This window comes from Streptococcus pseudopneumoniae, from assembly GCF_001070815.1.
GTDB classification, from domain to species: Bacteria; Bacillota; Bacilli; order Lactobacillales; family Streptococcaceae; genus Streptococcus; species Streptococcus pseudopneumoniae_P.
Genome location: NZ_JVLX01000051.1, coordinates 18044 through 44356, shown reverse-complemented (window position 1 = coordinate 44356; position 26313 = coordinate 18044). Strand labels below are relative to the sequence as shown.

Sequence of the window (26313 nt, the reverse complement as noted above, 5' to 3'; positions counted from 1 at the left end):
AAACCAGAGCCTAAGCCAGAACCAAAACCAGAGCCTAAACCAGAGCCTAAGCCAGAGCCTAAACCAGAGCCTAAGCCAGAACCAAAACCAGAAAATTCAAATAGTATCCAGCCAGAATCAAAGACATCAGAAGAAAAACTACCAAATACTGGTACAGAAAAAGATACTAATGGATCAACTATGGGATTACTAGCTATGGTAACAGGATTGGCATTAGGGTTATTTAAGAAAAAAGAAGAATCAGAATAATCTCAATGTTATGTTATCTATGTAATCATTCAGGGCATCTATTTAATTATTTTCAAATAGATTATTGAGCATGATTTGATTTTTAATAGCTTCTAAATAAAATATTCTATACTACTATATTTGGAATTTTTATAAGAAATTATTTTATATCGAGATTTGATGATACTGATAGAAAATTATTATTTTAAAGTAACTCTATCAGAACTTCAATTTTAAGAGATGAAAAATCTTTTCTCCCTTTTGTGAGGGGAGATTTTTCACTTTTGTCAAATGAAAATAGGGGAGAGAAATATGTCAAGAATTATTACGCTTCATTCTTTTACAGAAATACAGAGATATGGTTTTGAAACTACTCAGTTTTATCGAGCACGTATAGCAAGATATCTAGGAATAGATTATCTCCATCTTCTGACAAATCCTCAAGTTAGACCTGACTGGAAAGCTGATTTAAAAAAACTTGGATTTTTAGAAAAGGAATTAATCTGTGTTCCTCATAGTTTTTCCGATATAGGGCATGATTCCTTATCGGTTAAGCCTGAAACTCTCAATTTATCAGATAGTGATACGCTTGAACTCACTGCAGATGGTTTTGTCTCTTCTCTTACGTTAGGAGATGGCTCAGGTCGTTACTATTATACAAGTGGTCCATTTCTGTTTGAGAGTTTTAAGAAAAAAGAGTTACAGTGGTTTCATAAAAACGGAGACTTAGCGCTCGAGGGACGTTTCATAGACCCATTCATAGAACCTTCTCCTGTTTCTTTATTTTATCCTGAATATATTTTTCGAAAAGATGGAGTTATTTACTCTGAAGAAGATTTACTTATCAAATTTTTGGTTGATATAGCTCAGGATACAGACTTAATTATTCGCGATCAACAAAGTATACCAAAGCCTAGTCTATGGAGATATATGGAAAACACTGGTAAGAATTACTATGAAGTGATTCATTCAAATGTTTTAATGAATATATCACATGCTAATTTAAGGAAAAAGAATAACTATCTAGTTGCAAGTGAATCGCTAACAGAATCATTGCGTCAACTAGATTATAACGCGAGATTTTTAGCTCCCATTTTTACAGAAAAGAAAGGGGAAGTTAAAGATATTGGTCCTATTTTAGACTATTGTTTAGTAGGGCATATGGAGGAAATAAAGAATATTGATCTGGTTATTGAAGTTTTTACGGAATTGTATAAACGCGGCTCAAATGTTCATATTACCTTTTATGGTGGATCGGAAAAAAGATTACAGCAACTTCGGAATCAGTATAACCTTCCACCAATAATTCAATTAAAAGGTATCGTTAACGAAGTGCCTTATCATCTGCACCAATGCTATCTGTCTGCTAGTTATACTGAGTTATTTTCAAATGCCTGTGTAGAAGCTTTGAGCCATGGTTTACTAGCCTTGCTATCAGATGTTGATATTGCTCATCGTTTTTATGCTGGCCAGTCTAATGCCATCAACTTGTTTAAAACTAAATCAGAGTTGATCCAAAAGATAGAAGAGATGGAGCAGACGGGCTATCGCCAGTCAAATGCAGAAAATATCGCCCTAGCGGCTCACTATTCACTAGGGACAGTGGCCCAAAGCTATCGCGAACTACTAGATAGGAACTTTTAGGATGTTGGGAATTCTAGTTACCCTATTGCTCTATTTCTGCTTGATTTCCTGGATTGCCTATCGGAAAAAAGGGAGTGAAAAGGACTATTATCAGGTTAAGAAAGCTGTTCCAGTGACAGTTTTGTCCTTCTCAGTCTTTGCGACCTTGCTCAGCCCTATTTCCTTGCTGACTCTGGTGGGGAATGCCTATACAGGTAGGTCCTATCTCTGGTTTGCTCAGTGCGGGATTTTTCTAGCTATTCCATTGGCTCATTGCTATTTTCTGCCCCTCTATCAAAAGAGAAACTACGAGACAGCCTATCATCTTTTAGAGGACAAGTTTCAATCGACTGGCATTCGTTCACTGGCATCAGCTCTTTTCATCCTCTACCAATTGGGGCGAATAGCAGTGGTGACCTACTTGTTGTCTCAGGCCTTAGAGCCTTTTATCCCTATCAATCAGCTGGTCTTGTCAGGTTTACTCCTTCTTTTGACGGTCTATTATCTGGCAAGGGGTGGTCTCTTGGCTGTGCTGTGGACGGATTTTTTTCAAGGATTGGTCCTACTGGCTATACTGGCCCTCTTTCTACCAAGAATTGCCCAATCAGGTCTTGTCATGAACAGTAGTCAACAGCTATTTCACTTCGTAGAGACGCTGGATGGGAAGACGGTCTTTATCTTAGTTGCAGGAGCAGGTTTTAGTAGCTTGTTTTCCTACGTTTCTTCGCAAGATATCGTCCAACGTTTTAATAGCAAGATGGAAAGTCGAAAAATTGGAAAAATCATATGGCTACAGGGACTCTTGTCCTTTGGGATTGCTAGTTTACTCTATATGATTGGCTGCTTGATTCGTCAGGAAAATTTTGCCACCACATCGACCAATCCCGTTCTTATTGCTTATGCTAGGGAAGGTCTGGTGCCTTGGTTTGGTAGTTTCATCATGCTGGCTCTTTTGGCAGCAGGCCAATCCACAGTTTCATCCAGTATGAATGCAATCGCGACCTGTTTGAAGTTGGATTTTGCTTGGTCAAAGATTCGCTGGTCGCCAAGCCTCCTATCCTTTGTCTTAGCAGGTCTGTCCTGGCTCCTCTGCCTCTTGCTCATGAATGCAGAAATCTACTCCATCTACGAATGGATTAACGGCTTTATGGGTCTGACTTTAGGTGTGATTGGTGGTTTGTATCTCTTGGTCTTACTCCTCAGAAGACCGAACTTACAGTTAGCCAAAATCTATCTGGTCTCTAGTCTAGGAGCCTTGGTTATCTATCATTACAGTGGCTTTTTTGCCAACCCCAATCCCTGGTTAAATAGCATCATCACTACCCTATCTGCCCTTTTTATCTCAATTCTAGGAAGACTATATGAAAGCAACATCTAACCCCATAGCCGTCATTTTGATCCGTTCGGGTTCACGCGGCTTAGTGGATAAAAATATCAAACCGCTAGCAGGCAAACCCTTGGTTTTCTATACTATAGAAGTCGCTCTAGCCTCCAAGCTATTTAGTGACATCTGGGTCTCCTCAGATTCACTAGCCTATTTAGAACTCTGTCGTCAAGCCTATCCAGAGATTCGTTGTGTCCACAGACCAAAAGAATTGGCTTTGGCAACAACGTCTAGCTTAGAAACTTTACGAGACTTTTTACAGCCCTTTGAGGAAGAGCAGGTCTTTGTGAATCTACAGGTGACCTCACCCCTGAGAGAGGTGGAGCACCTCGTCGAGTCCTATCAACTCTACTGTCAGTCTGGAGCAGACCATTTGATTTCCTGTGTCAAGGCGGACAAGAGTCGTAGTCTTTTCTTGCAGTTGGAGGAGTCGCCTTTTATCCGTCCGCCTCAGGTTTCCAAGCACTATGCTCGGCAAAAAGAGCCCGTCTATTACTATCCCAACGGTAGTATCTGGATTTCTCGCAAGGATCGTTACCTACGAGATGAGACCTTTTATACAGACAAGACAGTAGCCTATGAAATGCCCAAACTCTATTCTTATGATATCGACGATGCATTGGACTTTGAAGTCGTTGAGACCTTACTACACCATCACTACCTAGGAGAATCAAAGAAATGAAACACCTCATCATTGCCACAACGCCCTTGCAGGCCAAGATTGCACAGCATATCAAAGGATTCTATCCTGATCAGGACTTTGTTAGCCTTTATGTCAGTCCTGTAAAAAATGCTCGTCAGGAGCATTATGCTAAGAATTTTGACCATGTTCACTATCCTCAGGATGCAGAGGACTTGGCTCAGATTTGTCAGGAGCTTGCCGGCGACTATGACACCATCTTTTATGCTAGTTTTGACAATAGCTTGATTCTGGACTTGGTTGCTAGTTCAAATTACCAGCACCTCATGAGTTTTGATGATGGCTATGCGGATATTTACCCTTTGGGAATGTATGCCCTCCCTCTTCAACCTATTCAGGTGGGACCTTTGGGCTTGACCAGAGATGACTTGATTGAGCGGACGGAAAAGCACTATACCCTCTATCGCAGTGACTACCATGTCGTAGCTAGAGAAAAGCTTGTTTATCTGGAGCATTTTTTTGACCTGCCACAAGCACCCGTCTCAAATGGTAAGACGGTCAAGGTCCTGTTGGGGCAAAAGTTCTCTGAAGAGGACGATCAGATCTCCATCCGTTTTATCAGTACCTATGCCAAGGCTTTGGCAATTGATCTCTATCTGCCTCATCCAAAGGAAACCTTCACTATTCCAAACGTGACTTACTTGGAGACGGAGCTGATCTTTGAAGATGTCCTAGCCCAACTCTTTCAAGAATACGAGTTCGTTCAGGTCTATCACTTCACCTCGTCTGTCAGCCTCCATTTGAAAGACCTGCCCCATGTGACCATCACAGGCATTTCCCTCCCCTACTATGAGGATCGTCAAAAAGAATTGCGACGCTTAGGTTGTCAGTTTGAAACGATTTCCCTTGGCTGGTAGCTTAAAGTAAATAACTTTTACCCGTTATTCTAATATTTTTCCATTTTAATAGTAGTCGATAAGTTCCCTTTAGTCTCTTGTTTTCTCCCGTTTTAAAGTGACTCAGGGGGCTTTTTTTGATATAATAAAAAGGACTGTTATCAGTTAGAAAGAGGTTGGTATGAAAGAATTACAAACTGTACTAAAGAATCATTTTGCAATCGAATTTGCAGACAAAAACTTATTGGAAACTGCCTTTACTCATACAAGTTATGCCAATGAGCACCGCCTCTTAAAAATTTCACACAATGAACGCTTGGAATTTTTAGGAGACGCTGTTCTACAGTTATTGATTTCAGAATATCTGTATAAAAAATATCCTAAAAAGCCTGAGGGTGACTTGTCTAAACTCCGTGCCATGATTGTCCGAGAGGAGAGTTTGGCTGGTTTTGCGCGTGATTGCCAGTTTGACCAATTTATAAAACTTGGTAAAGGAGAAGAAAAATCTGGTGGTCGCAATCGTGACACCATTCTTGGTGATGCCTTCGAAGCCTTTCTTGGTGCTCTCCTTTTGGACAAGGATGTGGCCAAGGTCAAGGAATTTATCTATCAAGTCATGATTCCTAAGGTTGAAGCAGGCGAATTTGAGATGATTACAGACTACAAAACCCATCTCCAAGAGTTACTTCAGGTCAATGGCGATGTGGCTATTCGTTATCAGGTGATTTCTGAAACGGGTCCTGCCCACGATAAGGTCTTTGATGTAGAAGTTCTAGTTGAAGGTAAGAGTATTGGTCAAGGTCAAGGTCGTTCTAAGAAATTAGCAGAGCAGGAAGCTGCCAAAAATGCCGTTGAGAAAGGGCTGGATTCATGTATTTAAAGGAAATCGAAATTCAGGGATTCAAGTCTTTTGCTGACAAGACCAAGGTCGTCTTTGACCAAGGTGTGACGGCAGTTGTTGGACCCAATGGTTCTGGAAAGTCCAATATTACAGAAAGTCTTCGTTGGGCCTTGGGGGAGTCAAGTGTTAAGAGTCTCCGTGGGGGCAAGATGCCAGATGTCATCTTTGCCGGAACAGAGAGTCGTAAACCGCTCAATTATGCTTCTGTAGTTGTGACCTTAGATAATAATGATGGATTTATCAAGGACGCAGGTCAAGAAATCAGGGTAGAACGCCATATCTATCGTAGTGGTGATAGCGAATACAAGATTGACGGCAAGAAAGTCCGTCTGCGTGATATTCATGACCTTTTCTTGGATACAGGTTTGGGACGAGATTCCTTCTCTATTATTTCTCAAGGGAAGGTTGAGGAGATTTTTAATTCCAAGCCTGAAGAACGCAGAGCTATTTTTGAAGAGGCTGCTGGAGTTTTGAAATACAAGACTCGTCGAAAAGAAACTGAGAGTAAACTGCAGCAAACTCAGGATAATCTAGACCGCTTAGAGGACATTATCTACGAGTTGGATAATCAAATCAAGCCTCTTGAGAAGCAAGCTGAAAATGCTCGTAAGTTTTTAGATTTGGAAGGTCAACGCAAGGCTATTTACTTGGATGTCCTTGTTGCTCAAATCAAGGATAATAAAGCTGAACTAGAGTCGACAGAAGAAGAGTTGGCACAGGTTCAGGAACTATTGACTAGTTATTACCAAAAGCGTGAAAAATTAGAGGAAGAAAATCATACTCTTAAAAAGCAACGCCAAGATTTACAGGCTGAAATGGCCAAAGATCAGGGCAGTTTGATGGACTTGACCAGTCTGATTAGTGATTTAGAGAGAAAATTAGCCCTATCGAAATTAGAATCTGAGCAAGTAGCCCTCAATCAACAGGAAGCACAAGCTCGTTTGGCTGCTTTGGAGGATAAGAGAAATTTACTCAGCCAAGAAAAATCTGATAAAGAAAGCTCATTAACTCTGTTAGAGGAAAATCTAGTCCAAAATAATCAAAAACTCAATCGTTTAGAAGCTGAATTGCTAGCTTTTTCAGATGATCCTGATCAGATGATTGAGCTCTTACGTGAACGCTTTGTAGCTCTTCTACAAGAAGAAGCTGATGTCTCAAACCAACTGACTCGCATCGAGAATGAGTTGGAAAATAGTCGTCAGCTTTCTCAAAAACAAGCAGATGAATTAGAAAAGCTGAAAGAACAGCTGGTTACAGCTAAAGAAAAGGCAAGCCAGCAAAGGAATGAGCTTGAAACTGCCAAGGAGCATGTTCAGAAATTATTGGCTGACTATCAAGTCTGTGCCAAGGAGCAAGAGGAACAGAAAACTTCCTATCAAGCTCAACAAAGCCAACTCTTTGACCGTCTGGATAATCTCAAAAACAAGCAGGCCAGAGCTCAGAGTTTGGAAAATATCCTGAGAAATCATAGTAACTTTTATGCAGGTGTTAAGAGTGTTCTCCAAGAAAAAAATCACCTTGGTGGGATTATTGGTGCAGTCAGTGAGCACCTGACTTTTGATGTGCATTATCAAACTGCCCTAGAAATTGCGCTTGGAGCCAGCAGTCAGCATATTATTGTGGAAGATGAGAACGCGGCGACTAAGGCGATTGATTTCCTAAAACGTAACAGAGCTGGTCGTGCGACCTTTCTTCCATTGACGACTATCAAGGCTCGTACGATTTCTAATCAGAACCAAGATGCTATCTCTGCAAGTCTAGGATTTCTGGGTATGGCAGATGAGCTAGTGACCTTTGATCAGAGACTGGAAGCCATTTTCAAGAACTTGCTAGCTACGACTGCTATTTTTGATACTGTAGAACATGCGCGTGCAGCAGCTCGCCAGGTTCGTTATCAGGTTCGTATGGTGACATTGGATGGGACAGAGTTGCGTACAGGTGGTTCCTATGCAGGTGGAGCTAATCGCCAGAATAACAGCATTTTCATCAAGCCAGAACTGGAGCAATTACAAAAAGAAATTGCTGAAGAAGAAGCAAGCTTGCGTTCAGAAGAGTCGAGTATGAAGACCTTGCAAGACCAGATGGCTAGATTGACCGAATCATTAGAAGCAATCAAATCTCAAGGAGAACAAGCTCGTATTCAGGAGCAAGGCTTGTCCCTCGCTTATCAGCAGACCAGTCAGCAAGTTGAAGAGCTAGAAACTCTTTGGAAACTCCAAGAAGAGGAATTAGATCGTCTTTCTGAGGGAGATTGGCAAGAGGATAAGGAAAAATGCCAAGAGCGCCTTACTACAATCGCCAGTGACAAGCAAAATCTGGAAGCTGAGATTGAAGAGATTAAGTCTAACAAAAATGCCATCCAAGAACGTTATCAGAACTTGCAAGAACAGGTAGCGCAAGCTCGCTTGCTTAAGACAGAACTGCAAGGGCAAAAACGTTACGAAGTTGCTGATATTGAACGTTTAGGCAAGGAATTGGATAATCTGAATATCGAGCAAGAGGAAATCCAGCGCCTTCTTCAAGAAAAGGTTGACAATCTTGAGAAAGTTGATACGGATTTGCTCAGTCAACAGGCCGAAGAAGCCAAAACTCAGAAAACAAACCTCCAACAAGGTTTAATTCGCAAGCAGTTTGAATTGGATGATATTGAAGGTAAACTGGATGATATTGCTAGTCATTTGGACCAAGCTCGCCAACATAATGAGGAGTGGATTCGCAAGCAAACACGTGCTGAAGCTAAGAAAGAAAAGGTTAGCGAGCGCTTACGCCATTTACAAAGCCAATTAACAGATCAGTATCAGATTAGCTATACTGAAGCACTAGAAAAGGCTCATGAACTTGAAAATCTCAATCTGGCAGAGGAGGAAGTTAAGGATTTAGAGAAGGCTATTCGTTCACTGGGTCCGGTCAACTTGGAAGCTATTGACCAGTACGAAGAAGTTCACAATCGTCTGGATTTCCTAAATAGCCAGCGAGATGACATTTTGTCGGCGAAAAACTTGCTGCTTGAAACCATCACAGAGATGAATGATGAGGTCAAGGAACGCTTTAAATCAACCTTTGAAGCCATTCGTGAGTCTTTCAAAGTGACCTTTAAGCAGATGTTTGGTGGGGGTCAAGCAGACCTGATTTTGACTGAAGGAGACTTGCTGACAGCTGGGGTTGAGATTTCTGTTCAACCTCCAGGCAAGAAAATCCAGTCTCTAAACCTTATGAGTGGTGGGGAAAAAGCCTTGTCGGCTCTAGCTTTGCTTTTCTCTATCATTCGAGTTAAGACTATCCCATTTGTCATCTTGGATGAGGTAGAGGCTGCACTTGACGAAGCTAATGTTAAACGTTTTGGGGATTACCTCAATCGATTTGACAAGGACAGCCAGTTTATCGTTGTGACCCACCGTAAGGGAACCATGGCAGCGGCTGATTCTATCTATGGAGTGACTATGCAAGAATCAGGTGTCTCAAAAATTGTTTCGGTGAAGTTAAAAGATTTAGAAAGTATTGAAGGATGACAATTAAACTAGTAGCAACAGATATGGACGGAACCTTCCTAGATGAGAATGGACGCTTTGATATGGACCGTCTCAAGTCTCTCTTGGTTTCCTACAAGGAAAAAGGGATTTACTTTGCGGTGGCTTCGGGGCGCGGATTTCTATCCTTAGAAAAATTATTTGCTGATGTTCGTGATGACATCATTTTTATCGCGGAAAATGGCAGTTTGGTAGAGTATCAAGGTCAAGACTTGTATGAAGCGACCATGTCTCGTGAGTTTTATCTATCAACTTTTGAAAAGCTGAAAACGTCACCTTATGTAGATATCAATAAATTGCTCTTGACGGGGAAAAAGGGCTCTTATGTGCTAGATACGGTTGATGAGACCTATTTAAAAGTGAGTCAGCACTATAATGAAAATATACAAAAAGTAGCGAGTCTGGAAGATATTAAAGATGACATTTTCAAATTTACAACCAACTTCACAGAAGAAACGCTAGAAGCTGGGGAAGCTTGGGTAAACGAAAATGTCCCTGGTGTTAAGGCCATGACAACTGGCTTTGAATCCATTGATATTGTTCTGGACTATGTCGATAAGGGAGTGGCCATTGTTGAATTGGCTAAAAAACTTAGCATCACAATGGATCAGGTTATGGCTTTTGGAGACAATCTAAATGACTTGCATATGATGCAGGTTGTGGGACATCCTGTAGCTCCTGAAAATGCACGACCAGAAATTTTAGAATTAGCAGAGACTGTGATTGGTCACCATAAGGACCAGTCGGTTATAGCTTATATGGAGGGCTTATAATGGCAGATATAAAATTGATTGCATTGGACTTAGACGGGACCTTGCTGACTACTGATAAAAGGTTGACGGATCGTACCAAGGCAACCTTGAAAGCTGCGCGTGATCGTGGTATCAAGGTCGTATTGACAACTGGTCGTCCCTTAAAAGCTATGGATTTCTTTCTCCATGAGCTAGGGACTGACGGTCACGAAGATGAGTATACCATTACTTTTAATGGTGGTTTGGTTCAGAAAAATACAGGTGAAATCCTTGATAAGACAGTTTTTTCATATGATGATGTGGCACGCTTGTATGAGGAAACAGAGAAATTATCACTGCCTCTTGATGCCATTTCAGAAGGAACTGTTTATCAAATCCAATCGGACCAAGAAAGTCTTTATGCCAAATTTAATCCAGCATTGACCTTTGTTCCAGTGGACTTTGCAGACTTGTCTAGTCAGATGACCTACAATAAATGCGTGACTGCCTTTGCTCAAGAACCCTTGGATGCAGCCATTCAGAAGATTTCTCCAGAATTGTTTGACCAATATGAAATCTTTAAATCACGTGAAATGTTGCTAGAGTGGTCACCAAAGAATGTTCATAAAGCAACAGGTTTGGCTAAACTAATCAGCCATCTTGGAATCGACCAAAGCCAAGTCATGGCCTGTGGTGATGAGGCCAATGACCTTTCTATGATTGAGTGGGCAGGACTCGGTGTTGCCATGCAAAACGCTGTTCCTGAAGTCAAGGAAGTCGCAAATGTGGTAACTCCTATGACCAACGATGAGGAAGCTGTCGCCTGGGCTATCGAAGAATATGTGCTAAAGGAGAATTAAGATATGGGATTATTTGACCGTCTATTCGGAAAAAAAGAAGAACCTAAAATCGAAGAAGTTGTAAAAGAAGCTCTGGAAAATCTTGATTTGTCTGAAGATACAGAAGCTGAGGAAGTTTCTCAAGAAGAAGCAGAAATTGCTGAAGAAGCTGTGCTTGAAGAAGAGAAAATCCAAGACACAGTTGAAGAAAGTATGGATTCAGAGCCAGCTGTAGAAGTTTCTCAAGAAGAAGTCGAAGAATTTCCAAACTCAGAAGAAGTCTCAGAGGAAGAAAATCCTGAGTTCATAGAAGCTGTAGAAGAAAATAGTTCTGGAGTTCTTGAAGCAGAAAGGCCTCAGGTAGAAGAAACTGTTCAGGAAAAATATGACCGCAGTCTGAAGAAAACTCGTACAGGATTTGGTGCTCGCTTGAATGCCTTCTTTGCTAACTTCCGCTCTGTTGACGAAGAATTTTTCGAGGAACTGGAAGAACTGCTGATTATGAGTGACGTTGGTGTCCAGGTCGCTTCTAACTTAACGGAGGAGCTACGTTACGAAGCCAAGCTTGAAAACGCCAAGAAACCCGACGCACTACGCCGTGTCATCATTGAGAAATTGGTTGAGCTTTATGAAAAGGATGGCAACTACGATGAAAGAATCCACTTCCAAGATGGCTTGACAGTCATGCTCTTTGTTGGGGTCAATGGTGTTGGGAAAACCACTTCTATCGGAAAATTAGCCCACCGCTACAAACAAGCAGGTAAGAAGGTCATGCTGGTTGCAGCAGATACCTTCCGCGCGGGGGCAGTAGCCCAGCTAGCTGAATGGGGTCGTCGTGTGGACGTTCCAGTTGTGACTGGACCTGAAAAAGCTGACCCAGCCAGTGTAGTCTTTGATGGAATGGAACGTGCCGTATCTGAAGGTATCGATATTCTCATGATTGACACCGCTGGTCGTCTGCAAAACAAGGACAACCTCATGGCTGAGTTGGAAAAGATTGGTCGTATTATCAAACGTGTTGTGCCAGAAGCACCCCATGAAACCTTCTTAGCACTTGATGCATCAACAGGTCAAAATGCCCTGGTACAGGCCAAAGAATTTTCGAAAATCACTCCTTTAACAGGAATTGTCTTGACTAAGATTGACGGAACAGCACGAGGTGGTGTAGTTCTAGCTATCCGAGAAGAACTCAATATTCCTGTAAAATTGATTGGTTTTGGTGAAAAAATCGATGATATTGGAGAGTTTAACTCAGAAAACTTTATGAAGGGTCTCTTAGAAGGCTTAATCTAATCAGAAGCAAAAATCCTGCAAGGTACAAACTTGCAGGAAATTTTTTTATTCTAAACGACCATCTTGACGATAGGCGATATCTGGTTGCCAAGTCCATTTGGCACCGAATTTTTCAAGTAAGTCAAAGCTTGCTTGAGGTCCCATGCTTCCAGCTTTATAGTCATGAAGTGGGGCACCATTTTGAGCCCAGAGCTCTTCGATACGGTCAATCAATTTCCATGATGCACCAACTTCATCCCAGTGGCTAAAGTTAGTTGAGTTGTTATTTAGGACATCATAAATCAATTTCTCGTATGGTTCTGGAGAAGCACCGGTTGCTGTCGCATCTGTACGGTAATCAAGTGAGTTAGGAGCTAAGTTAAATTCTTCTCCTACTTGCTTCCCATTTAGGCTAAGAGAGAAGCCTTCTGTTGGTTGGATATAGATGGTCAAAATGTTTGGAGCAAGTGGCTCACCAAAGATAGAATCCATTTGTTTAAAGACGATGTTGACATGAGTTCCTTTTTCAGTCAGTCGTTTACCAGTACGGAAGAAGAAAGGAACGCCACGGAATCGATCGCTGTCTACAAAGAAGGCACCAGATGCAAAGGTTTCAGTTGTAGATTCTGGATTCACATTTGGCTCGCTACGATAAGAGATATATTTCATGCCATCAATCTTACCAGAACGGTATTGACCACGGATAAAATGTTCTTTAAGTTCTTCATCAGTTGGATGATAGAGGTTTTTAAAGACCTTAATCTTTTCAGCACGAATCTCGTCCTTTGTGAAGCTGGCTGGCTTGTCCATAGCAAGAAGAGAAAGAAGTTGGAGTGTATGGTTTTGTACCATGTCACGGAGGGCACCAGATTGGTCATAGTATCCCCCACGTTCTTCTACACCCAAGCGCTCCGCAAAGGTAATTTGAACATTATCGATAAAGTCCTTGTTCCAAACATTTTCAAAAATCAAGTTTGCAAAGCGAACTGCAAAAATGCTTTGGATCATTTCCTTACCAAGATAATGGTCAATACGGAAAATTTGTTCTTCGTCAAATGTTGCTAGGAGTTCGTCATTTAACTTGCTTGCTGTTGCATAATCTGTACCAAATGGTTTTTCAACGATTAGGCGCTCAAAACCTTTACCGTCTACAATGTTTTCAGACTTGAGGTGCTTTGCAATGGTTCCAAAGAATTGAGGCGCCATAGACAAGAAGAAGAGCTTGTTGTGTTCAGCTTGGTACTTGTCATTTAGTTCAGCCTGCAATTGACGTAGAGCAATGTAGTGTTCTGTATCATTGACATCATGGCTTTGATAGTAGAAGTGACTAGCGAATTCCTGAGCCTGTTCGGTACTATCTGCCAAATCAAGGATAGATTCGACTACAACAGATTCAAAATATTCCTTGCTCCAAGGACGACGGGCAGTTCCAATAACGGCAAAGTGTTCGGAAAGATTGCCGGATTTATATAGTCTAAATAGGGAAGGGTAGAGCTTGCGTTTAGCCAGGTCTCCACTCGCACCGAAAATTGTAACAATAACCTTAGATGACATATAGCTACCTAATTTCTATTTTTATTCCTAGTCTTGCTAGGTATGAGGAAACCTCATTTCATAAACTTAATTCTAACATAATTTTCCTAAAAATCAAAAAATCCAATACGAGATAGAAAAAAACTGCAAGGAAATCCTTACAGTTTGCGTTTAAACGTTTAAGACCTTGTCCAAGAACTCTTTCAGACGTGGGTGTTGCGGGTTATCAAAGATTTGATCAGGTGTTCCGTCTTCAAGGAATTCGCCATCTGCAGTAAAGATAACTCGGTTAGCAACTTGACGGGCAAATCCCATCTCATGGGTTACGATAATCATGGTCATACCTTGCTCAGCCAATTCCTTCATAACGTTTAGTACGTCTCCAACCATCTCAGGGTCAAGGGCAGAAGTTGGTTCATCAAAGAGCATGATGTCTGGATTCATTGCTAGTCCACGAGCGATGGCCACACGTTGTTTTTGACCACCTGATAGGCTATCTGGGTTAGCATTAGCTTTATCTGCTAGCCCAACCTTGTCAAGCAACTCCATTCCCAATTTCTCAGCTTCTTCCTTAGTCATCAACTTGTGCTCAATTGGAGCAAAAGTAATGTTGTCCAAAACAGACATATGTGGGAAGAGGTTGAAGTGTTGGAAAACCATTCCGATATTTTCACGGACGTGGTCAACGTTGGTTGTTTTTTCAGTTAAGTCATAACCGTTCACAGTGATGTGACCACTCGTAACTTCTTCTAAAAGATTAAGGCTACGGAGGAAAGTTGACTTACCAGAACCTGAAGGACCAATGATACAAACGACATCTCCTTCATAGAACTTAGTCGTAATTCCTTTTAAAACTTCATTTTTTCCATAGTGTTTGTGTAAATCATTTACATCAATTTTTAGTTTTGCCATTAACGAATCCTCTTTTCTAAGCGTTTCGCTAGTCTAGTCAAAAGTGTGATAATTACAAGATAGAAGATAGCAAGGATTGCATACATCTTGAAACTTTGGTAGTTACGGGCAATGATAATCTTACCAGTTTGGAAGAGTTCCACCAAACCGATAGCAGATACGATAGTTGTATCTTTAAGAGCGATAACGAATTGGTTAACAAAGTTTGGCAACATCAATTTAGTTGCTTGTGGCAAGATAATCTTACGCATGGTTTTTCCATAAGAAATACCCAAGCTTCGGCTGGCTTCCATTTGACCAACCGGAACAGCCTGAATACCACCACGAACGATTTCAGCGATATAAGCCGCTGCATTGAGTGAGAGGGCGATAGTACCAGCTACGAAGTCGTTAATTGGACTTTGTTGGCCTGTGATAGACTCGATGAAGTTTGGAATTCCCCAGAAGATAAAGGCTGCAAGAATCATCAATGGAATACCACGGATAACGTCAACGAAAATCTCAGAGATCACACGAAGAGATTTGTAGGGGCTAACGCTAAACATACCAAAGATAATCCCGATAACAATAGCAATAGCAAATGAGATAAGAGCTAGAGCAAGAGTGATACCAAGACCGCTAAGGAGTTGTTTGTAGTTGTTTTGAAGCAAGCCCCAGATAGTTGTCTCATCAACAGTACTTGTTGATGCAGATGAAGATTCGCTAGCTAGGTATTTATCAAGAATCTTTTGGAATTCTCCGTTTGCTTTAAGGTTTGCAAGTCCGTTGTTGAACATTTCAATCAATTCTGGATTTGCTCCTTTTTTAACGGCAAAGGCTGTTTCACCGATTGGAGTTCCAGCGATTGGAGTTTTCAATTTTTGTCCTTGGCTGATAGAATATTTGAGAACAGGTTCATCATCCATAACGGCATCAATGGCACCAGTGTTTAAACTGTCATACATTGACGAACCATCAGCGAAGGTTTTGATTTTGTAGCCGTATTTGCTTTGATTTTCTGTTAGGAAGGTTTGAGAAGCAGTTCCGTTTTTAACACCAACTGTCTTTCCTTTTAAATCTTCATAAGAAGCAATGGTGCTTGATTCTTTGACACCAAGGATTGTATTAGCAGTGTAGTATGATTCTGAGAAGTCAAAAGTTGCCTTACGAGCATCTGTGACAGACATACCAGCAATGATACCATCAGCTTGACCAGCTTGTACAGCACTAATCGCTGCATCGAAACCTGGGTTGGTGATTTCAATTTCAAAACCTTGGTCTTTAGCGATTGCCTTAATCAATTCCATATCAATACCAGTAAATTGGTTGCTTGAATTTTGGAAAACAAAAGGTGCAAAAGAAGAATCGCTGGCAATGATGTATTTAGCCTTAACAGGAATGGCTTTTAATCCTGCTAGAGTAGTTGTAGTTGGCACTGCTGAAGATGATGAAGCAGTCCATTTCTTGATGATTTTATCAAGACTACCATCTTTTTTCATTTCAGCCAAGGCTTGGTTAAATTCAGTGACTAGGTGCTCGTATTTGCTACCTTTTTTCACACCGAAAGCAAAGCTACCTACAGCTTCTCCATCCATTTCAATATGGAGGTCTTGACCTTGGTTGATGGCATATTCGATAACAGGTTTATCATCCATCATAGCATCGATGGCACCAGCACTCAAGCTGTTGTTCATCAAATCACTAGTGTCAAATGTTTTAATAGTGAAGCCGTATTTATCTTTGATTGTTTCAAGAAAACGTTGAGCAGCAGTTCCGTTTTTAACACCAACGGTTTTGCCAGTTAATTGGTCATATTTACTAATCTTATGTGCCTTTGTAGTTGCAATGACAACTTTTGTATCATAGTAAGTATCAGACATGGTGAAGACTTTTTCACGTTCTTTAGTCTTTGTCATCCCTGCCATAATTGCGTCCGCTTGACCCGCTTGAACTGCATTCACCGCTGCGTCAAACCCAGGATAGGACATCTGAATGTTCCACCCTTTAATCTCAGCGACTTTGTTAATAATGTCAACATCAATTCCTTTATAAGTTTGATCTGAATCTTTAAACTCAAAAGGTGCATAGGCGGTATCAGACACAATCTTAATCGTCTCTGCTTTCGCAATACCTAATGAGAAAATTGGGAATAAAATTAGCAAAAATGCTAGAAATTTTTTCTTCATTTTTAGTCTCCTTTTCCGAATATTTTCCCATTATATCAGAAAAAGTAAAAAAAGGCAAATTTTTATATTTCTGTGTCAGAAAATATAACATTGTTTTTTCTTTTCTTTCTTGAATTGCTATTAAAAAGTGCTATAATAATAGTATATATAGAAGAAAAGAGGACAGGGATATGAAGAATAAAAGAATATTTAAAGACTTCCAAGCTTCAAAAATGAGTTTAAACATTTACACAAGCCCCTTGTTAGCCTTTGCTTTTGTCTTTATAGGAGAGTTTGTTGCATATACTTTGTATGGTATTAGTTTGTTAGCTCTCGTCGGCCTTGCTAGAAATTTTGGAGAGGCTGGTCAAAATCTTGCAAGCTACTTCCAAAACTTGCTGGCGAGCTTGACGGATAAAACAAGTGACTTTCGTTTAATTTTAGAATTGCTGTCCTTTGGTTTTGTTCTCAACACTGTATTCAGATGGACTAGAAAAGTTGAGAAAAGGCCTATTCGAACTTTAGGATTTTATAGAGAGAATTTTCTCGTCAATCTTCTGAAAGGATTTGGTCTGGGTCTGGTACTTTTTCTTCTGACCTTGTTAGGTTTAGTAGCTTTTGGGCAATATCGTTTGGAGTCCATTCACTTGAATCCTTATTCCATTTCCTTTGTTGTCTTTACTATCCCATTTTGGATTTTACAGGGGACAGCAGAAGAAGTGGTGTCCCGTGCTTGGCTCCTTCCTCAATTGGCCTCAAGAACCAATCTAAAACTTGCTGTTGTCATATCTAGCATATTCTTTACCCTGCTTCATATGGGGAATTCTGGTTTAACACCTCTATCTCTAGTGAATCTCTTCTTATTTGGAGTTGCCATGGCTCTTTACCTGCTCAAAACCGATACAGTTTGGGGTGTTGCAGGTATTCATGGGGCTTGGAATTTTGCTCAAGGAAATCTCTTTGGGATTTTAGTTAGTGGTCAACCGTCAGGAACATCGCTGATGACCTTTTCACCACAAGGTGATCAGAGCTGGCTATCAGGTGGCTCTTTTGGGCTCGAAGGATCTATCATGACAAGTCTAGTCTTGCTACTGCTGATTGTCTATCTCGCTTATCAATTGAAGAAAGAAAATGAAAGGATGTGACTTCGGTCCGTCCTTTTCTTCGTGAAAATGCTGTAAGTATGCTAAAATAGGAATAGCACATCGAGAGAGGATTCTTATGATCAATCGTATTACAGATAATCAATTTAAACTAGTATCAAAATATCAACCATCAGGAGATCAACCCCAAGCTATCGAGCAGTTGGTTGATAATATCGAGGGTGGAGAAAAAGCTCAGATTCTGATGGGGGCGACTGGAACAGGGAAGACCTATACCATGAGTCAGGTTATTTCCAAAGTCAATAAACCAACTCTGGTCATCGCCCACAATAAGACTCTGGCAGGACAGCTCTATGGGGAGTTTAAGGAATTTTTCCCTGAAAATGCAGTTGAGTACTTCGTATCCTACTATGACTATTACCAGCCAGAAGCCTATGTCCCTTCTAGTGATACCTATATTGAAAAGGACAGCTCTGTCAATGACGAGATTGACAAACTCCGTCACTCAGCGACTTCGGCCCTTTTGGAGCGCAATGATGTTATTGTCGTTGCCTCTGTCTCTTGTATTTATGGTTTGGGTTCGCCTAAGGAATACGCAGATAGTGTCGTTAGTCTCCGTCCAGGTCTTGAAATTTCTCGTGATAAACTTTTGAATGATTTGGTGGATATCCAGTTTGAGCGCAACGATATTGATTTCCAACGGGGCAGATTTCGTGTGCGTGGGGATGTGGTAGAGATTTTCCCAGCTTCCCGTGATGAGCATGCCTTTCGAGTAGAATTTTTTGGAGACGAAATTGACCGTATTCGTGAAGTGGAAGCTTTGACTGGTCAAGTACTAGGAGAAGTGGATCATTTGGCGATTTTCCCTGCGACTCACTTCGTGACCAATGATGACCACATGGAAGTTGCCATTGCAAAGATTCAGGCAGAATTAGAAGAGCAGTTAGCTGTCTTTGAGAAGGAAGGTAAATTGCTTGAAGCCCAGCGTTTGAAACAGCGGACAGAGTATGATATCGAGATGCTACGTGAGATGGGTTATACAAATGGGGTTGAGAACTACTCTCGTCACATGGATGGCCGAAGCGAAGGAGAGCCTCCTTATACGCTTCTCGACTTCTTCCCAGATGATTTCCTGATTATGATTGACGAGAGTCACATGACTATGGGGCAAATCAAGGGTATGTACAATGGAGACCGCTCTCGTAAGGAAATGTTGGTTAATTATGGTTTCCGTTTGCCGTCTGCTCTGGACAATCGTCCTCTCCGTCGGGAGGAGTTTGAAAGTCATGTGCACCAGATTGTTTACGTTTCAGCGACACCAGGTGATTATGAAAATGAACAGACTGAGACAGTGATTGAGCAAATTATTCGTCCGACAGGGCTTTTGGATCCTGAGGTGGAAGTCCGTCCGACTATGGGACAGATTGATGACCTCTTAGGTGAAATCAATGCCCGTGTTGAAAAGAACGAACGAACCTTTATCACAACCTTGACTAAGAAGATGGCAGAGGATTTAACCGACTACTTTAAAGAAATGGGCATTAAGGTCAAGTACATGCACTCGGATATCAAGACTTTAGAGAGAACGGAGATTATCCGTGACCTGCGCTTGGGTGTCTTTGATGTCTTGGTCGGGATTAACCTGCTCCGTGAAGGGATTGACGTTCCTGAAGTGAGCCTAGTAGCCATTCTCGATGCTGACAAGGAAGGTTTCCTACGTAACGAACGTGGACTCATCCAGACCATTGGTCGTGCTGCCCGTAATAGCGAAGGACATGTCATCATGTATGCGGACACGGTTACCCAGTCTATGCAACGGGCTATCGATGAAACGGCCCGTCGTCGCAAAATCCAGATGGCCTATAATGAAGAGCATGGTATCGTTCCTCAGACAATCAAGAAGGAAATCCGTGACCTGATTGCTGTGACTAAGGCAGTTACTAAGGAAGAGGACAAGGAAGTCGATATCATTAGCCTCAACAAACAAGAGCGCAAAGAACTCGTTAAGAAATTAGAAAAACAAATGCAAGAAGCCGTCGAAGTACTTGACTTTGAACTAGCAGCCCAGATTCGGGATATGATGCTGGAAGTCAAGGCGTTGGATTAGAATAGTACTTAAAGGAGAAAATATGTCCCGTTCCCAATTAACGATTTTAACAAATATTTGTCTGATTGAAGATCTCGAAACCCAGCGCGTGGTTATGCAGTACCGTGCTCCTGAAACCAATCGTTGGTCTGGTTATGCCTTTCCAGGAGGCCATGTAGAAAATGGCGAATCTTTTGCGGAGTCTGTTATTCGTGAAATCTATGAAGAAACAGGATTGACTATCCAAAATCCTCAACTGGTAGGCGTTAAAAATTGGCCTCTGGATACAGGTGGGCGCTATATCGTCTTTTGTTATAAGGCGACTGAGTTCTCTGGTAGCCTTCGCTCTTCAGATGAAGGAGAAGTTTCTTGGGTGCAAAAAGACCAGATTCCTAACTTGGATCTGGCCTATGATATGTTGCCTTTAATGGAAATGATGGAAGCACCTGACAAGTCTGAATTTTTCTACCGTCATCGTACAGATGATGGCTGGGAGAAAGAAACCTTCTAGTCTTTTACTAAATAACCAAGTTTATCCAAGGCCTCCTCGATATAGTGGAGGTCTTGTTGTGTTTCGTATCTAATAGTAATAGGAGATTAGTAAAAACATGTGTACTCTGAAATAAATTTAAAATATTTCTAAAAAAGTATTGACAAAATAAAAGAAAACGCTTACTATATAAATAAGGGAACGGTTCCACAATAAAAAAGGAGGAGTGATGACTACAATAAAACAGGTTGCTGAAGAAGCTGGAGTATCAAAGTCAACAGTTTCAAGATATATTTCGAAAAAAGGCTATGTCGGAGATGATGCGAGAGAAAAGATAAAAAATGCTATCAAGAAATTAAATTACACACCAAATGTATTAGCACAATCTTTAAAAACTAAAAAAAATCAAATGGTAGGACTCTTATTGCCAGATATTTCTAATCCGTTCTTCCCAAGATTGGTTCGAGGAGCCGAATCATATTTGAAAGATAAAGGTTATAGGATTATGGTTGGTACTATTTCAGATCATGATTCGTTAGAAGAATATATAAACCTTTTGTTAAAAACAAATGCAGCTGGTATTATAACAACACTTGACTTTACAAAGGAATTTCCAAATCTAACATTACCTGTTGTTGTGGTTGACCGGATTAGTAAAGATACAGGCTATGGTGTTTTTTCTGATAATCAGTTGGGTGGACGTTTGGCTGCTAAAGCAATTTGGAATGCTGGCGCTAAGAAAGTTATGATCATCAAAATTTTAGATGATAAAGCTGAGAATATTATGGACCGATTTGAAGCAAGTTTAAACTATTTGAGGAATAAATCTTTAGAAATTTGTATTGAAGAAAGTGAAACATTTGATTTTGAAAAAATTCAAAAAGAAGCTAAAGATAATTTAAAAAGAAATCCAAATATTGATAGCATTATAGCACCTTCTGATATTCATGCGATAGCTTATATTCATGAAATTTTAGCAATTGGGAAAAAAATTCCAGATGATATTCAAATCATTGGTTATGATGATATTGTACTTAGTCAATTTATTTATCCTTCTTTATCAACTATTCACCAATCATCATATAAAATGGGAGAACAAGCTGCGAAGCTAATCTATAATATGGCAAATAAGTTCTCTATAGATGAAGCTAAAATTAAACTTCCTGTAAGATACATAGAAAGAAATACATTAAGGAGAAAGTAATGAGTAAAATTGTTGTTGTTGGAAGCATTTCAATGGACTTAGTTATGAGAACAAAAAGGATTCCAGAAGGAGGTGAAACGATTTTTGGTGATTCATTTAATATAGTTCCGGGTGGAAAAGGTGCAAATCAAGCTGTAGCTATTGGTAGATTATCCAGTGTTGAAGATAATATTTATATATTTGGGAGCGTTGGAGAAGATATTTTTTCATCAGATTTATTAAGTAATCTACAAGATAATAATATTTCTGTAGAATATGTGGGAACGGTACCACAATCTACAGGAGTTGCACAAATTACTTTATACGGAGGTGATAATAGGATTATTTATTATCCTGGAGCTAATAATTTTGTTAAAACAAATGATTGGAACAATGAGTGGAAACTAATTAGTGATGCAAGTATTGTTGTATTACAGAATGAAATACCACATGAAGCTAACTTATCTATAGCTAAATTTTGCCAAGAAAATCAAGTTAAGGTTCTTTACAATCCTGCACCAGCTAGAGAAACAGACAAAGAGATGATTCCTTTTTGTGATTTTATTACTCCTAATGAGCATGAATGTTCAGAGCTTTTTCCAGATAAGAAATTAGAGGAAATTATTAAAATTTATCCTAATAAAATGATTGTAACATTAGGAGTTGAAGGCTCTATTTATCATGATGGGACAGCAGTTAAGAAAATTCCTGCTATAAAAGCTGAAGTAGTTGATACTACAGGAGCAGGAGATACGTTTAATGGTGCTTTTGCTTATGCTATCTCAAAAGGAAAAGAGATGAATGTTGCATTGTCCTTTGCAACGATTGCTTCACATCTTTCTGTTCAAAGATTTGGAGCGCAAGGAGGTATGCCAAGTTTGAAAGAAATAAAGGAGCATTCAGGATATGAAGAAATATGGGATTTTAAATAGTAATATAGCAAAACTAGCTGATGATTTAGGTCATATGGATTTGGTTTGTATCGGAGATTTAGGATTGCCAGTTCCAAAAGGTGTTGATAAAATCGATTTAGCATTAAGAAAAGGTAATCCAAGTTTTTTAGAAGTTTTAAAAGAATATTCAGATTATGTACTTATTGAAAAAATTTTCTTAGCAGAAGAAATTAAAGAAAAAAATAAAGAACAGTGGCAAGCAGTTCTAGATCTTTTAGGACCAAATATAATTGTTGAATATATTAGTCACGAAGAATTGAAAGCTATGAATGCTAAAGTAAAGGCAGTTATTCGCACTGGGGAAGATACACCATATTCGAATATAATCTTGCAATCAGGAGTTATTATTTAGAAGGGGGTTGCCTATGAAAATTGAAATGAAGAACATTTCAAAGTCTTTTGGAAATAATCGTGTTTTAGAAAGTATTGATTTGGTTCTTAATTCAGGAGAAGTTCATGCTTTAATGGGAGAGAATGGTGCAGGCAAATCAACCTTAATGAATATTTTAACTGGTCTTTTTCCAGCTACTTCAGGAACTATTTTTATTGATGGAAAAGAAAAAACATTTTCTAATCCTCAAGAGGCAGAACGGTTTGGAGTGAGTTTTATCCATCAAGAAATGAATACTTGGCCAGATATGACTGTACTTGATAATCTTTTTTTAGGAAGAGAAATTAAAAATTCGATTGGCTTTCTAGATAAAGCTAGTATGGAAAAGAAAGCTAAAGAAGCATTTAAACGTCTTAATATCTCTATTCCTCTCGATGCGATTATTGGTCAATTATCAGTTGGACAACAACAAATGATAGAAATAGCAAAATGTTTATTATCAGAAGTTTCCTTGTTAATTATGGATGAACCTACAGCAGCTTTAACTGATCGTGAAACTGAAACACTTTTCAAAGTGATAGAAGGATTAAAATCTGATGGTGTAGGTATTGTGTATATTTCACATCGCATGGAAGAAATCTTTAAGATCACAGATCTTATAACTGTTATGAGAGATGGGTTTGTAATTGATACCAAGAAAACGAAGTTAACTAATGCGGATGAATTAGTTCAAAAGATGGTAGGTCGTGAATTAGAAGATTATTATCCAGAAAAAAAGGCTGAGATTGGGAATATTGTTTTTCAAGCTAAGAATCTTTCTGGTAATTCTTTTACGGATGTTTCTTTCTATGTACGTCAAGGGGAAATTCTTGGTTTTTCTGGTTTGATGGGGGCTGGTCGTACTGAAATAATGCGAGCAATTTTTGGAATTGATTCTTTAAAATCTGGTCAAATTATAATAAACGAAGAAGAACTGATAATTAAAAATCCTTTTGAAGCAATTAAGCATGGAATTGGTTTCTTAACAGAAGATCGTAAAGATGAGGGATTGATTTTAGATTTTTCTATCAAAGATAATATGACTTTACCTAGTACTCGTGATTTTGTTAAAAATGGCATTTTTGATAATAAAACAAGTGATATATTTGTACAACGCTTAATTGATAGGTTACAAATTAAATCAGGTTATCCAGATAAGGAAGTTGGGACACTTTCTGGTGGTAATCAACAGAAAGTAGTTTTAGCAAAATGGATAGGTATTGCACCAAAAGTACTGATTTTAGATGAGCCAACTCGTGGGGTAGATGTTGGAGCTAAGCGTGAAATTTACCAATTAATGAATGAATTAGCTGAACGAGGTGTACCGATTATTATGGTCTCTTCAGATTTACCAGAAGTGATTGGAGTCAGTGATCGTATTATGGTCATGCATGAAGGTAGAATTAGTGGAGAATTAACACGTCAAGAAGCTACACAAGAAAAAGTTATGCAACTAGCTACAGGAGGACAATAGTGTGAAAAATACTATGAAGTATATGTCAGAATTGACAACAGTAATAGCATTGATAATTTTAATGGCTGTCATCACTATTATCAATTCAAATTTTTTAACAGCAAATAATCTGTTAAATTTACTATTGCAAGTAACATCAAATGCACTGATTGCTTTTGGAATGACCTTTGTTATTCTAACAGGTGGAATTGATTTATCAGTTGGATCAATTTTAGCCTTATCCAGTGCGCTAACAGCTGGCCTATTAGGATCTGGAATGCCTGTTACATTAGCAATTCTAATCTCTTTAATTTTGGGTTGCATTCTGGGGGTGATGAATGGTTTATTGATTTCCTACGGGAAATTAGCTCCATTTATCGTTACTTTAGCAACTATGACTATTTTTAGAGGCGCAACACTTGTTTATACAAATGGGAATCCTATTACAAAAGGATTAAGTGATACATTCTTATTTCAATTTTTGGGGCAAGGTTACATAGTCGGAATTCCATTTCCTGTAATTATTATGTTTATTGTATTTATTGTTTTATATGTTTTACTTCATAAAACAGCATTTGGTAAATCTGTATATGCTATAGGGGGGAATGAAAAAGCAGCATATATATCAGGTGTAAAATTAAATAAAGTGAAAATTATCATTTATTCAATATCAGGTATTATGGCTTCAATTTCTGGATTGATTATAACATCACGCTTAAGTTCTGCTCAACCAACAGCAGGTGCTAGTTATGAAATGGATGCTATTGCAGCTGTTGTTCTTGGGGGAACCTCTTTATCTGGAGGTAAAGGTCGTATACTGGGGACTCTAATAGGTGCTTTAATTATTGGAGTTTTGAATAATGGACTTAATATTATTGGTGTTTCAGCATTTTGGCAACAAGTAGTAAAAGGAGTTGTAATTTTAATCGCTGTTTTGATTGATCGTTTTAAAGTTGTAAAATAGTAGAATAATTTTTCAAGTTTTTTTGGAAATAGTAACAATTTATTAGATGACGAACAATAGTCGGGATGAAAACTATCCCTATAGATATATATTACGAGGAGTAATAACATGAAAATTATTAAAAAAATTAGCATTTTTGCTTTGTTTGTAACATTTATTTTTGCTTTAGTAGCTTGTGGAAAAACTGGTTTAGGAAATTCATCAAATGATAATAAATCTACGACTCAAAAGTCGGCAAAAGAATTAAAATTGGGAGTTTCTATTTCTACTACTAACAATCCTTATTTTGTAGCTATGAAAGATGGTCTTGAAAAAGCTGCAGGGGAAAAAGAAGTAACTTTGAAGATAGCAGATGCACAAGATGATGCTGCTAGACAAGCAGATGATATTCAAAATTTTATTAGTCAAAATGTAGATGCTTTGCTAATTAATCCAGTTGATTCTGATGCAATTGTGACATCTATTAAAGCTGCTAATAATGCAAACATTCCAGTAATCTTAATTGACCGCGGTAGTAATGGTGGTGAAGTCTTGACAACTGTTGCTTCTGATAATGTAGAAGCGGGTAAAATGGCTGCTGAATTTATTACCAAGCAATTGGGAGAAAAAGCAAAAACTTTTGAATTATCAGGGGTCCCAGGCGCTTCTGCAACAGTAGATAGAGGTAAAGGATTTGAACAAATTTCAAAGACAAATTTAGATGTTCTTTCTAGTCAATCTGCTAATTTTGATCGTGCAAAAGCTTTGAATACAGCGCAAAATATGATTCAAGGAAACAAAGAAGTACAAGCGATTTTCGCACAGAATGATGAGATGGCATTGGGAGCTGCACAAGCAGTAAAAGCAGCTGGTCTTAGCAATGTATTAATTGTTGGTATCGATGGTCAACCAGATGCACATGATGCTATTGCAAAAGGTGATATTACTGCCACTATTGCTCAGCAACCAGCTAAGATGGGTGAAATCGCTATTCAATCAGCAATTGATCATTATCAAGGGAAAAAACTAGAAAAAGAAACAGTTTCTCCAATTTATCTTGTGACTAAGGATAATGTTGATCAACATAACTGGTGATATATTT

At 39.2% G+C, this 26313-nt stretch carries 22 protein-coding genes and 1 pseudogene; 19 read left to right on the top strand and 4 right to left on the bottom strand.

Translation table 11 applies throughout. The features are described from left to right. The 10 genes from ADG81_RS10055 to ftsY all read left to right on the top strand — a co-directional run. Window positions 1-249, top strand: a 249-nt coding sequence (locus ADG81_RS10055) for an LPXTG cell wall anchor domain-containing protein (RefSeq protein ID WP_049551235.1), incomplete at its 5' end; no start/stop codon positions are given. A 291-nt stretch (window positions 250-540) separates the two neighbouring features. After that, window positions 541-1872, top strand: a complete 1332-nt coding sequence (locus ADG81_RS06290; RefSeq protein WP_049551233.1) for a glycosyltransferase — start codon at window positions 541-543, stop codon at window positions 1870-1872. A 1-nt stretch (window position 1873) separates the two neighbouring features. Continuing rightward, window positions 1874-3229 carry a sodium:solute symporter family transporter gene (locus tag ADG81_RS06285; protein ID WP_049551232.1) on the top strand — a complete coding sequence of 452 codons (1356 nt, stop codon included), beginning with the start codon at window positions 1874-1876 and terminating at the stop codon, window positions 3227-3229. Next, window positions 3213-3917: a cytidylyltransferase domain-containing protein gene (locus ADG81_RS06280; protein WP_049551231.1), complete on the top strand. Its 705-nt coding sequence runs from the start codon at window positions 3213-3215 to the stop codon at window positions 3915-3917. The genes ADG81_RS06285 and ADG81_RS06280 overlap by 17 nt, the downstream gene beginning before the upstream one ends. Further along, entirely contained in the window at window positions 3914-4792 is an 879-nt protein-coding gene (locus ADG81_RS06275; protein WP_049551230.1) for a glycosyltransferase family 52, read from the top strand. The genes ADG81_RS06280 and ADG81_RS06275 overlap by 4 nt, the downstream gene beginning before the upstream one ends. A 160-nt stretch (window positions 4793-4952) precedes the next feature. Beyond that, window positions 4953-5651, top strand: a complete 699-nt coding sequence (rnc, locus tag ADG81_RS06270; RefSeq protein WP_000661487.1) for a ribonuclease III — start codon at window positions 4953-4955, stop codon at window positions 5649-5651. Next, the gene (gene smc / locus ADG81_RS06265) at window positions 5642-9181 is read left to right on the top strand and encodes a chromosome segregation protein SMC (protein ID WP_049551229.1); all 3540 of its coding nucleotides are present in this window, start codon (window positions 5642-5644) and stop codon (window positions 9179-9181) included. Before rnc ends, smc begins: the two co-directional genes overlap by 10 nt. Then, window positions 9178-9972 (top strand): Cof-type HAD-IIB family hydrolase, encoded by a 795-nt coding sequence (locus ADG81_RS06260; protein WP_049551228.1) that lies wholly within the window; start codon window positions 9178-9180, stop codon window positions 9970-9972. The genes smc and ADG81_RS06260 overlap by 4 nt, the downstream gene beginning before the upstream one ends. Further along, window positions 9972-10790, top strand: coding sequence for a Cof-type HAD-IIB family hydrolase (locus ADG81_RS06255; protein ID WP_000763434.1), 819 nt, complete (start codon window positions 9972-9974; stop codon window positions 10788-10790). The genes ADG81_RS06260 and ADG81_RS06255 overlap by 1 nt, the downstream gene beginning before the upstream one ends. 3 nt (window positions 10791-10793) lie before the next feature. After that, window positions 10794-12062: a signal recognition particle-docking protein FtsY gene (gene ftsY / locus ADG81_RS06250; protein ID WP_049551227.1), complete on the top strand. Its 1269-nt coding sequence runs from the start codon at window positions 10794-10796 to the stop codon at window positions 12060-12062. A 45-nt stretch (window positions 12063-12107) separates the two neighbouring features. Here ftsY and zwf read toward each other — a convergent pair whose 3' ends face one another. The 3 genes from zwf to ADG81_RS06235 form a co-directional block, all read right to left on the bottom strand. Beyond that, window positions 12108-13595, bottom strand: coding sequence for a glucose-6-phosphate dehydrogenase (gene zwf, locus ADG81_RS06245; protein WP_049551226.1), 1488 nt, complete (start codon window positions 13593-13595; stop codon window positions 12108-12110). Between the two features lie 150 nt (window positions 13596-13745). Then, the gene (locus ADG81_RS06240; protein WP_001096315.1) at window positions 13746-14486 is read right to left on the bottom strand and encodes an amino acid ABC transporter ATP-binding protein; all 741 of its coding nucleotides are present in this window, start codon (window positions 14484-14486) and stop codon (window positions 13746-13748) included. Then, window positions 14486-16651, bottom strand: a complete 2166-nt coding sequence (locus ADG81_RS06235; RefSeq protein ID WP_000726249.1) for an ABC transporter substrate-binding protein/permease — start codon at window positions 16649-16651, stop codon at window positions 14486-14488. The genes ADG81_RS06240 and ADG81_RS06235 overlap by 1 nt, the downstream gene beginning before the upstream one ends. A gap of 170 nt (window positions 16652-16821) precedes the next feature. Between ADG81_RS06235 and ADG81_RS06230 the strand changes: the two genes are divergently transcribed. From ADG81_RS06230 to ADG81_RS06220, 3 genes are all read left to right on the top strand, one after another. Continuing rightward, entirely contained in the window at window positions 16822-17775 is a 954-nt protein-coding gene (locus tag ADG81_RS06230) for a CPBP family intramembrane glutamic endopeptidase (protein ID WP_049551225.1), read from the top strand. A gap of 76 nt (window positions 17776-17851) precedes the next feature. Next, complete coding sequence (uvrB, locus tag ADG81_RS06225) at window positions 17852-19840, top strand: excinuclease ABC subunit UvrB (protein ID WP_049551224.1); 1989 nt, start codon at window positions 17852-17854, stop codon at window positions 19838-19840. 22 nt (window positions 19841-19862) lie between these two features. Continuing rightward, a complete protein-coding gene (locus tag ADG81_RS06220; RefSeq protein ID WP_049551223.1) occupies window positions 19863-20330 on the top strand; it encodes an 8-oxo-dGTP diphosphatase in 468 nt (155 codons plus the stop codon). On the opposite strand, the pseudogene ADG81_RS09750 reads toward ADG81_RS06220, so the two are convergent. Further along, window positions 20327-20404: pseudogene (locus tag ADG81_RS09750) on the bottom strand (DNA-binding transcriptional regulator); the annotation flags it as partial. The gene ADG81_RS06220 and the pseudogene ADG81_RS09750 overlap by 4 nt on opposite strands. A 134-nt stretch (window positions 20405-20538) precedes the next feature. Here ADG81_RS09750 and ADG81_RS06215 point away from each other — a divergent pair. The 6 genes from ADG81_RS06215 (at window position 20539) to ADG81_RS06190 (ending at window position 26306) form a co-directional block, all read left to right on the top strand. After that, a complete protein-coding gene (locus ADG81_RS06215; protein ID WP_049551222.1) occupies window positions 20539-21513 on the top strand; it encodes a LacI family DNA-binding transcriptional regulator in 975 nt (324 codons plus the stop codon). Then, a complete protein-coding gene (gene rbsK / locus ADG81_RS06210) occupies window positions 21513-22424 on the top strand; it encodes a ribokinase (RefSeq protein WP_049551221.1) in 912 nt (303 codons plus the stop codon). The genes ADG81_RS06215 and rbsK overlap by 1 nt, the downstream gene beginning before the upstream one ends. After that, window positions 22399-22797, top strand: coding sequence for a D-ribose pyranase (rbsD, locus tag ADG81_RS06205; protein WP_049551220.1), 399 nt, complete (start codon window positions 22399-22401; stop codon window positions 22795-22797). The genes rbsK and rbsD overlap by 26 nt, the downstream gene beginning before the upstream one ends. Window positions 22798-22810: 13 nt before the next feature. Beyond that, window positions 22811-24289 (top strand): sugar ABC transporter ATP-binding protein, encoded by a 1479-nt coding sequence (locus ADG81_RS06200; RefSeq protein WP_049551219.1) that lies wholly within the window; start codon window positions 22811-22813, stop codon window positions 24287-24289. 1 nt (window position 24290) lies between these two features. Continuing rightward, window positions 24291-25232 (top strand): ABC transporter permease subunit, encoded by a 942-nt coding sequence (locus ADG81_RS06195; protein ID WP_049551218.1) that lies wholly within the window; start codon window positions 24291-24293, stop codon window positions 25230-25232. 108 nt (window positions 25233-25340) lie between these two features. Then, window positions 25341-26306, top strand: a complete 966-nt coding sequence (locus tag ADG81_RS06190) for a substrate-binding domain-containing protein (RefSeq protein ID WP_000691495.1) — start codon at window positions 25341-25343, stop codon at window positions 26304-26306. The last annotated feature ends 7 nt before the right edge of the window (window positions 26307-26313 follow it).

Bases quoted from the DNA above. Each gene is read 5' to 3' on its own strand.
- ADG81_RS06290 (WP_049551233.1), top strand. From the start codon at position 541: ATGTCAAGAATTATTACGCTTCATTCTTTTACAGAAATACAGAGATAT.
- ADG81_RS06285 (WP_049551232.1), top strand. From the start codon at position 1,874: ATGTTGGGAATTCTAGTTACCCTATTGCTCTATTTCTGCTTGATTTCC.
- ADG81_RS06280 (WP_049551231.1), top strand. From the start codon at position 3,213: ATGAAAGCAACATCTAACCCCATAGCCGTCATTTTGATCCGTTCGGGT.
- ADG81_RS06275 (WP_049551230.1), top strand. From the start codon at position 3,914: ATGAAACACCTCATCATTGCCACAACGCCCTTGCAGGCCAAGATTGCA.
- rnc (WP_000661487.1), top strand. From the start codon at position 4,953: ATGAAAGAATTACAAACTGTACTAAAGAATCATTTTGCAATCGAATTT.
- smc (WP_049551229.1), top strand. From the start codon at position 5,642: ATGTATTTAAAGGAAATCGAAATTCAGGGATTCAAGTCTTTTGCTGAC.
- ADG81_RS06260 (WP_049551228.1), top strand. From the start codon at position 9,178: ATGACAATTAAACTAGTAGCAACAGATATGGACGGAACCTTCCTAGAT.
- ADG81_RS06255 (WP_000763434.1), top strand. From the start codon at position 9,972: ATGGCAGATATAAAATTGATTGCATTGGACTTAGACGGGACCTTGCTG.
- ftsY (WP_049551227.1), top strand. From the start codon at position 10,794: ATGGGATTATTTGACCGTCTATTCGGAAAAAAAGAAGAACCTAAAATC.
- zwf (WP_049551226.1), bottom strand. From the start codon at position 13,595: ATGTCATCTAAGGTTATTGTTACAATTTTCGGTGCGAGTGGAGACCTG.
- ADG81_RS06240 (WP_001096315.1), bottom strand. From the start codon at position 14,486: ATGGCAAAACTAAAAATTGATGTAAATGATTTACACAAACACTATGGA.
- ADG81_RS06235 (WP_000726249.1), bottom strand. From the start codon at position 16,651: ATGAAGAAAAAATTTCTAGCATTTTTGCTAATTTTATTCCCAATTTTC.
- ADG81_RS06230 (WP_049551225.1), top strand. From the start codon at position 16,822: ATGAAGAATAAAAGAATATTTAAAGACTTCCAAGCTTCAAAAATGAGT.
- uvrB (WP_049551224.1), top strand. From the start codon at position 17,852: ATGATCAATCGTATTACAGATAATCAATTTAAACTAGTATCAAAATAT.
- ADG81_RS06220 (WP_049551223.1), top strand. From the start codon at position 19,863: ATGTCCCGTTCCCAATTAACGATTTTAACAAATATTTGTCTGATTGAA.
- ADG81_RS06215 (WP_049551222.1), top strand. From the start codon at position 20,539: ATGACTACAATAAAACAGGTTGCTGAAGAAGCTGGAGTATCAAAGTCA.
- rbsK (WP_049551221.1), top strand. From the start codon at position 21,513: ATGAGTAAAATTGTTGTTGTTGGAAGCATTTCAATGGACTTAGTTATG.
- rbsD (WP_049551220.1), top strand. From the start codon at position 22,399: ATGAAGAAATATGGGATTTTAAATAGTAATATAGCAAAACTAGCTGAT.
- ADG81_RS06200 (WP_049551219.1), top strand. From the start codon at position 22,811: ATGAAAATTGAAATGAAGAACATTTCAAAGTCTTTTGGAAATAATCGT.
- ADG81_RS06190 (WP_000691495.1), top strand. From the start codon at position 25,341: ATGAAAATTATTAAAAAAATTAGCATTTTTGCTTTGTTTGTAACATTT.